We start from the raw sequence: 8,722 nt of genomic DNA, 5'->3' as shown, positions 1-8,722 counted from the left end.
CGGCTGACCGCCGCATCAATGATTGCGAAATAAGCTTGTTTACCTTCGCGAATTTCCGCATCCGCTTGGTCAACCAACACAATCGCGTTTTTCACCATCATACCAATCAAGCTTAGGAAACCGAGGATCGCCATAAACTCGAATGGGGTTTGAAAGGCGATAAGGCCAATGGTGACACCCACGACGGCAAAAGGAGCCGTCATCCAGATCACGAGTGGCTGACGCAGTGCGTTAAACATAAACACCACTGCGAGAATCATCGCCGCGAAGCCGTAAGGCGCGGAGATCGCTAAGCCTTCGTTGGCATCTTTCGAGGCTTTGTATTCACCGTACCAAATCAGCTCATAGCCAGCAGGTAGTTCAATCTGCTCGATTTTTTCGCGCACATTATTGAACGCATCACCGGTCATCACTCCGGGCGCTGGGTCAGCTTGTACCAAGATGGTCGGCATGCGGTTAATACGGCGCAGTAAGGCATCTTGATAGACAGTATCGACCGAATCTACTAGTTGGCTCACCGGAACGTAACGCCCCGTTTGCGCGCTGAACACTTCACTGTTTTCAATCGCGCGTTCGTGATTGCGTTCACTTTCTGGTGCGCGCACCATCAGCGGGATCAAGTTATTACCTTCGCGATAAACCCCAACATTACGTCCATTGAGCGTTTGTGCGATCGCGGCACTGATTTCTTGTGTCGTCAAACCAAGACGCTGTGCTTCTTGCGCGGAATACACCGGCTGCAATACCGGCACTTGCTGACGCCAGTCATCTTGCACCGCAATCAGGTTCGGGTCGTTATGCATAATCGCTTTGGCTTGTTCGGCCAATTGGCGCAGCACATGGCTGTCTGGGCCTTTGAAACCGGCTTCAATTTTCTTGCCGCCGCCGCGACCGAGCATAAACTTCCACACCTTGATTGAGGCATCTGGGTATTTGGCATCCAGCTCATTTTGCAGCTCGCCTACTAATGGGGCAATTTTGGTGTAGTCATCGATATCAATCAGCAGTTGGCCGTAACTTGGGTTACGCGCTTCGGGTGAGTAGGTCAGCATAAAACGCAGGCCACCACCGCCGATGAAACTGGTGATATTGGTAACACCCTCTTTTTGCGCCACGTCTTTCTCAATGCTGGCGACAACCTGTTCGGTGCGGCGAATATCTGAGCCTTGTGGCAAGTACACATCCACCACAAATTGTGGTCGTTGCGACTCTGGCATAAAGCCCGGCGGAATAAACTGAGCGCCCCACACTGCAGCCACTAAGGTGCCAAGCAGCATTGCACAGCTGACCACGCGGTGGCTTAACACCCATTGCAGTACGGCTTTATAACCCGTTACCAATTTAAACGGTTTCGCCTCTTTGGTTGCAGGTTTAACGCGTAGAAAGTCATGGCACAGCATGGGGGTGACGGTCACCGCAAACACCCAACTCAAAAACATCGAGTAGAGGATCACCCAAAACAGCGAGCCAGCGTATTCGCCCATATCGGAAGGGGAGAGGCCAATTGCACTGAAGGCAAAAATGCCCACCACCGTACCGCCCAGAAGAGGCCATTTAGTGGCATTAACCACTTCAGAGACCACTTGCTGTTTATCGGCGTTCGGATCTTGTTGAAAACGCACGAGTACACCATCAGTGACCACAATCGCGTTATCCACCAACATGCCGAGGGCGATGATGAGTGCGCCGAGCGAAATCCGCTGCATGGCGATGTCATCAATTAGCATTACACATAAGGTGCCGGCAACGGTAAGCAATAGAACAAAACCGATGATGACACCTGAGCGTACGCCCATAAACAGCAGCAGCACGACAAACACGATGGCGACAGCGGCAATCAGGTTATCAATAAAATTGGCCACCGAAGCGCGCACCGAGTCAGACTGCATCGAAATCACATGCAGATCCATGCCCAGTGGGCGCTGGCTTTCAAGTTCAGCCAAGCGTGCTTTGACGGCATCGCCCATCTCCACCACGTTACCGCCAGTGACGTTTGAGATACCAAAGCCAATTGCACGCTGACCGTTATAGCGCATCAACATCGATGCTGGTTCGGTGTAGCCACGGCTGATGTTGGCAATATCACCTAGGCGCACAACCGCATTGTTGCTACCGACCGCCACTTGCAAATTAGTGAGGCCAGCCAAAGAGCTGATGTTGGATTTTGGGATCACTGGAATGCGCATTTGCTTTGCATCGACGCTGCCTGCAACGGTGACTAAGCTCTGCTTTTGTAGCACTTGCAGTACGCGTTCAACCGAAAGGCCAAATTCCGCCATGCGTTCGCTGGACATCTCGATAAAAATCGCTTCTTGCTGCTCGGCCAATGTGGCGGCTTTGGCTACACCCGGCACCAAAACCAATTCACGGCGCAGCGTATCGACGTAGTCTTGTAGCTGTTTGTCGCTAAAGCCTTCCCCCGTCACCGCATAAAACAGCGCGTACACGTCGGAGAAGTCATCATTGACAATCGAAGCGCCTGCTCCGGGAGGCAGTTGGCGCTGCGCATCCGCGACTTTGCGGCGTAACTTGTCCCACACCTGCTGCAGCTGCGCCGAGGATTTGGCAAATTCGAGTTTGATTTCCACCGTCACTTCAGAGCGGCCTTGCATCGAAACCGATTTGACTTCTTTTAGCTCTTGCAGGGCTTGCACCGCGCCTTCGATGACATCGGTCACTTCATCTGCGACCTCTTGCGCGGTTGCACCCGGATAAGGCGTCACAATCACCGCTTGGCGAATGACAAACTCAGGATCTTCAAAGCGACCCAATTTGAGGTAGCTGATGTAGCCGCCAATCAAGGTCAGGGCTATCAGCACCCAAACGCTAGTGCGTTTGGCAAGGGTATAACGTGCAATATCCATTATTGGGCTCCGCTGTTATCCGTGTAGGGACGAACGGTCATGCCTTCGCGAACACTCGAAACACCGGCAATGATCACTTGCTCACCTGGTTCGAGATGCTGGGTAATCACTACGCGATCTTTGTAGGTGGTGCCAATGTCCACGTAACGTTTTTCCGCTTGGTCTTGCGCATTGACCACCCACACAAACTGTTTGCCTTGGTTATCTGGTACTAGGGCGGTCAGTGGTAGGGTGATCAGCGTGTTTTCAGCGGTTGGATTGTCGGCAACCGGCAGCACTTTGGCTGACATGCCAGGCATCACGCGAAAGCCCTTCAAATCTTCAAAACCAAGCACTACAGAGTAGGTTTGCGAATCCGAACTTGGCTGAGTTGAGTAGGTACGCAGCTGTAAATCAAATTGCTGATTAGGAATCGCACTTAGCTCGGCGATCGCGCGGGTATTGCGCACACCAGAGAGCATGACACGATGCGGGATCTCAATCGCCACTTCCAAATCATTCAAATCTTGCAAAATCATGATTACCTGATTGGCTTGCACTTGAGCAAAATTCTCGACGGCTTTTTCACTGATGACGCCATCAAACGGGGCAATGATTTGGGTGTATTCCAGTTTACGTTTTGCCTCTTCGACGCGGTTTTTGGCAAGGTCGTAGCGATTAGTGACTTTATCCAGCTCGGCTTTAGAAATGGCTTGGGTTTTATCAAAAATAGCCTTGGCGCGGCGGTACTCTTGTTCGGTGTTTTTTAGCTCAAGTTGCGCAGCTTCCAGTGCCGTTTTGGCATCTCGAGAGTCGAGGCTCGCCAGTAATTGGCCTTTTTTAACTTGGTCGCCTTCTTTTACCGCGATATCCGTTAAGCGGCCACTGATGCGAAAGGCGAGATCAGCGCGCTGAGCGGCGCGTACCACGCCATTAAAGGTGAGATCGGAAGCGCGTTGACTTACGACAATCTCGGTTAATGCGGGTTTGACCACAGGAGCGGGGGCGTTGACTTGCGGCGCTTCACCGCAGCCAGTTAGCAATAAAGCCGAGGCGATCACCGCGCTAAGCAATGAGCGCTTTGCAGCCATTGAACGAGTAAAAAAAGGATTCATAGTATGTTGCACCTCAATTTCACTATTGGGAAGGGGGATTGGGTGTGAATATCCCTACACTATTTGATTTTGGTTGTCCCCTCCAGTTAGATTGATTCCAACCTATGGAGGGGCTTTTAAAACACCAGGATAGAAATCGGATAAACTACCACTGGTAGTTTAAACCCACGGAAAGAATACCTTCTTTTTGATCGTAAAAATCAATATTTGAATCTGATTTTTTAATCCCAGCGAATGAGATTAATGACCAATTCACCCACTCCATGACATTTGTATATTCATAAGCGATGAATAAATTGATATCCTCATCTTTTCGTTTGGTTTTAAATACGGGGTTTATTGTGTCGTAGTCACGGCCACTTATGCCCGCAGTTAGCGCCAATTGATGACGTCCTAAGAATTTAAAGTAACTCAGCTCTGCGCCATATTCTTTGAAAGAGTTAGCGCTACCTTCAGCCTTCGCATTAATGAAAGAGACTCGAGGTTTGATCATGGTGGTGTTATCTAACCCGTATTTATAATCTGTTTTGAAATAAAAGGCGTCAACATCTCGTCGAAGCGCTTGATATTTTTTACCCAGTACGTCGTTTTCTATATCTTTGGTCGCATGAGCGAGATCGATGGAAAATTTAGAGCCACCGATGTTTTCTACTTTTACACGAAATGCATTTCCATCTTCATCTGTACTTTTTCGTTCTCCCTGTCGCTGATATGGATCTTCCCATACTTCTCCCGACATAATGGTTGGTAGTATCGATAAATCAATAATCATGCCTGATAAGAATTGATACTTATAACCCACTTCGAACGCTAATGTACCTGTAGCAATATCTTCTCGTGAGGTACCAGCATAAATTTGTTGATGTAAATCTTGTCCAAAAGTGTAACGCATACTTCCTAAAGGTAGCAGTAAACCGCCACTGACCGCTTTATTGGTTGTATCTAAACGATCAAGTTTTTTGTTGTCATCATGCGTATTCAAATTTGATTCTACGGAATAAAATCCAGTACTAAGCGATAATTCGCCAGTCAATCCGTCTATGGTTGCCAATTGCGCCCATGCAGAGCTACTTATTAATCCTAAAACGATAAGAGAAGATTTCATGCACATAATGCCTCGCATAAGTTTGTATGAATGATTGTTTATATACAGAGCTTATATTGTTTTATAAAAAATCTTTTAAAACAGTTGGTTAATATGTGTTAAGTTGTTTTTCGTTTGCTTGGTTTTTAAATCTTGTTGCTCGAAAATTTGGTTGTGCGATTATGCTTAAGCACACAAAAAAAGTAAACTTATAAGTATACTTTTTTTGTGTGCTAGCGTTAATGTGAAGCAAAGAAGAGTAGCAAGTGAGAAATATCTTATGAAGTTAACAGAAAGAAAAAAATTAGCATTGCTTGAAGCCGCTATCGCTGAGTTTATCGAATATGGTTTTCATGATGCAAATATGGAAAGGGTTTGTAAAAGAGCGAACACCTCAAAACGAACTTTGTATCGACACTTTGAAAGTAAAGAGCTTTTATTTTCCCAAGCGATTCGAGAATTAGTCAGCGGTGAACCGAAAGCGATCTCTTTTCAATATCGGTCTTCTGAAAGTTTAGAGAAACAACTGCGAGATTATTTGCATAAGAAAGTGGTAAAAATGTATCACCATGTTGGTCTACCGGTTATCCGGAGGATTGTCAGTGAATTCATCAGAGAGCCGGAACTGACTGCGAAATATTTATCAATAGTTGATGGCTCTGACGTGGTGTTACAACAGTGGATTATAGACGCAATGGAGGACGGGCGTATTCGACATGGTGAAAGCAAACTCATTGCCATGATGATGATCAGTCAATTTCATGGTTGTTTTTTATGGCCGCAGTTAATTGCTAACTATGAACTGCCTGATGCGACCAGTCAAATTAAGTTACTAGATGAAATCACAAGAGTGTTTCTTTGTGCTTATGCGGTTAATGAAAGCCACGAAAAAGGGATTTAGTCGAGGGTCGGAATCATTTGCAACCAGGTACTGGGAAAGTGTGAACCGTATAACGATATGTGAGGCTCATTCACTACACACTATGGAATATGATTAATTTTCTTGGCTGAACTGATGATAACGTTGACTTTACCATATGATCGAGAAATTGAATTACTCGAACCAGATTTAAAGGCTCAATTACAAGGTCACGAACTGCATTTTTCTTATTGTGGAGGCAAGGCTAAGCCCTTAGCTGAGCAGTATAGGCTGTTTCGAACAGTATTGAATGTCGATATGGATGCTCGGGTGATTGGCGATGGCTTTCAAATGTTGTGTCAAACATCGGGGACGTTGAATTGCCCTATCGATATAGGCCGTTGTCCAGATAATAGCCTTAGTTATCGAATTTATCCGAACCATGCTAATAAGCGTTATTACAACTATTTTGTGGTTGAGAATAGAGATGGATACCTGTTGTTTGGTTTTACCTCTTGCCAGCGATTTGCAGGCTATTTTGAATTGATCAATGAGTTAGGAAAAACTTATTTAGTCGCATCAATTGATGGGGAGCGCATCGATCCCAGTAAGTGGACTGATCATACTTTAGAGTCGGTCGCTATTTTGCAAGACGCCTCCTTATCGACCATCTATCAACAGTATGCCGAGCTTATCAAAAATCATCATAAACCACGTGATGGAATAACCAAACCAGCGCCCATTGGCTGGTGTTCATGGTATGCATATTATGCTGATGTGAATGAACAGAATATCAGGTCAAATCTTGCTGTCATGAAAGGTGAGTTGGCGGATTTAGAGTGGGTGCTATTGGATGATGGGTATCAAGCTTTTATGGGAGATTGGTTGACACCTTCAGCAAAATTTTCCGGTGGGGTGAAAAATCTTATCCAGGAAATTAAACTGGCTGGGAAAAAGCCTGCAATATGGCTTGCTCCATTTATTGCTCAACCAGAATCTAAACTTTTCCAGCAACATCCCGACTGGTTTGTCAGTAATGCGCATGGACAGCCACTTGAAGCTGAAAAGATCACTTACGGTGGCTGGCGCTGTACGCCTTGGTATGTATTGGATGGTTCTCATCCGCAGGTTCAGGCTTATTTAACTCACGTGATCAAAACCATGCGAGAAGAGTGGGGCGTTGAGCTGTTTAAGTTGGATGCTAATTATTGGGGAACGCTAAAAGGGAATCGTTATCTATCGGGAGTGACTGGGGTTGAGGCTTATCGGATGGGGATGCGAGCGATAGCTGACGGTGCTGGTGATGCTTGGTTATTGGGGTGTAATGCGCCGATGTGGCCATCGCTCGGTCTGGTGGATGCAATGCGAGTGTCTGATGATGTTGAACGTCATGCTTCTCGTTTTGAGCAAATTGCGAAAGAAACTTTTTATCGTAGTTGGCAGCATCGTCGGTTATGGCAAATTGATCCAGATTGTGCGACTTTTATCTCATTACCGAACCAAGCAACTGAGCATGCCAGTTATGAATTTCACCGCAATGTTCTTTTGGCCTGTGGCGGTTTCTTATTATCGGGTGATCCGCTGCCGGAATTGTCTCCTTTTGCTCAAGCAAGTCTTCAGAAATTAATTGTTCGCCAGCAACAGACTCAAGCGTCGTCGACATGGATGTCTTTGGCGGTGAATCATGCCCGATTAACTTTAACCCCTCACCATCAATTACACTGTTTATTTAACTATCAAGAGGAGGCGGGTACATTTGTCTTGACGGCGACTCAACCTGTTCATTGGTATGATTATTGGAGTGGTAAGGCGCTGTCGATAGAGCCGACGTCAGTATTTGAAATTACGCTGGCGAATCGATTAAGCAGTTGCGCGATTATTGCTTCTGTTGAGCCTTTTTTTAGTGATTGAATGGAATTTATGCCGATTTGACGTTGCCATTGCTTGGTAAGGTGAATTCAAAACAAGCTCCGCCTAAACTTTGGCTCGAGGTGACGACTAAATGCCCATGATGTTGACGGGCGATCTGTTCAGCGATCGCTAATCCTAATCCAAAACCACCACTGGTTTTATCTCGGGCAGAGCCGACGCGATAAAACGGTTTAAAAATGTGTGGCCAATGGGCTTCGGGGATCCCGGGGCCATCATCTTCAATGGTGATTTTCCAATTCTGATCGTCACTGCTTATGTTTAGCCTAACTTGACTTTTTGCATAGCGAGAAGCATTGCGTACCACGTTGGAAATTGCCCGGTTGAATAAATTACTATCGACTAATGGTATTGGCCAGTGCTGTGGCGCTTGTAATTCAATCGGGACTGGTGACTCAATTTGCCATTTTTCGATTTGTGTTGGCAGCCATTGTGCTAGGTCGAGGCTGATGAAGGTGAGTGGCGTGGTCTCCATTTTGCCTAAGCGGAGTAGCTCGTTAATCATCTCCTCGAGTTCATGGATGTCATCTTCGATGCCAGCAATGTATTTATCTTTTTGTTCCGGTATCTCTTGCAGCATATCAAGCTGGCACTGAATGCGAAATAGCGGGGTGCGCACCTCATGAGCAATCGCGTTAGTGAGCATTTTATGGCTTTCTATTAGCTGAGAGATTTTATCAGCCATGGCATTGAAGCTGCGGTTAAGCGTCCCCAATTTCATCGAACCGGTCTCTTTTGCTCGAATGCTCAAGTCACCTTTAGCTAAGGCTTGAGTCACTTGTTCGAGGTGTTTGAATCGCCACATAAATAGTTTCATCATCAACATGCTGTATACGGCAAAGCAACCCATTAAAACCAGAAAAATCGCCCAATCTTCGATATCTAAAGCAAT

The 8,722-nt window shown here is 46.3% G+C and carries 6 protein-coding genes; 2 read left to right on the top strand and 4 right to left on the bottom strand.

Translation table 11 applies throughout. From position 1 onward, the window contains the following. From vexD to B7C60_RS16040, 3 genes are all read right to left on the bottom strand, one after another. The coding region (gene vexD, locus B7C60_RS16050; protein WP_245869595.1) for an efflux RND transporter permease subunit VexD at positions 1 to 2,864 on the bottom strand (2,864 nt) is incomplete at its 3' end. After that, positions 2,864 to 3,958, bottom strand: a complete 1,095-nt coding sequence (gene vexC, locus B7C60_RS16045; RefSeq protein WP_099612508.1) for a multidrug efflux RND transporter periplasmic adaptor subunit VexC — start codon at positions 3,956 to 3,958, stop codon at positions 2,864 to 2,866. The genes vexC and vexD, both read right to left, overlap by 1 nt. 145 nt (positions 3,959 to 4,103) lie before the next feature. Further along, positions 4,104 to 5,063, bottom strand: coding sequence for a DUF2860 domain-containing protein (locus B7C60_RS16040; protein ID WP_342747987.1), 960 nt, complete (start codon positions 5,061 to 5,063; stop codon positions 4,104 to 4,106). A 259-nt stretch (positions 5,064 to 5,322) separates the two neighbouring features. Between B7C60_RS16040 and B7C60_RS16035 the strand changes: the two genes are divergently transcribed. Together B7C60_RS16035 and B7C60_RS16030 are read left to right on the top strand one after the other, a co-directional pair. Beyond that, the gene (locus tag B7C60_RS16035) at positions 5,323 to 5,943 is read left to right on the top strand and encodes a TetR/AcrR family transcriptional regulator (RefSeq protein ID WP_099612506.1); all 621 of its coding nucleotides are present in this window, start codon (positions 5,323 to 5,325) and stop codon (positions 5,941 to 5,943) included. Between the two features lie 114 nt (positions 5,944 to 6,057). Then, the gene (locus B7C60_RS16030; RefSeq protein WP_099612505.1) at positions 6,058 to 7,812 is read left to right on the top strand and encodes a glycoside hydrolase family 36 protein; all 1,755 of its coding nucleotides are present in this window, start codon (positions 6,058 to 6,060) and stop codon (positions 7,810 to 7,812) included. Between the two features lie 7 nt (positions 7,813 to 7,819). On the opposite strand, the gene B7C60_RS16025 is transcribed toward B7C60_RS16030, so the two are convergent. Further along, the coding region (locus B7C60_RS16025; RefSeq protein WP_216639335.1) for an ATP-binding protein at positions 7,820 to 8,722 on the bottom strand (903 nt) is incomplete at its 5' end.

It is taken from the genome of Vibrio fujianensis (genome assembly GCF_002749895.1).
Classification (GTDB): Bacteria; Pseudomonadota; Gammaproteobacteria; order Enterobacterales; family Vibrionaceae; genus Vibrio; species Vibrio fujianensis.
This window is presented reverse-complemented; position numbering and strand designations above follow the sequence as displayed.

What these genes read in the sequence shown, in the direction of transcription:
- B7C60_RS16035 (WP_099612506.1), top strand. Translation starts at nt 5,323, where the DNA reads ATGAAGTTAACAGAAAGAAAAAAATTAGCATTGCTTGAAGCCGCTATC.
- B7C60_RS16030 (WP_099612505.1), top strand. Translation starts at nt 6,058, where the DNA reads ATGATAACGTTGACTTTACCATATGATCGAGAAATTGAATTACTCGAA.
- B7C60_RS16040 (WP_342747987.1), bottom strand. Translation starts at nt 5,063, where the DNA reads ATGAAATCTTCTCTTATCGTTTTAGGATTAATAAGTAGCTCTGCATGG.
- vexC (WP_099612508.1), bottom strand. Translation starts at nt 3,958, where the DNA reads ATGAATCCTTTTTTTACTCGTTCAATGGCTGCAAAGCGCTCATTGCTT.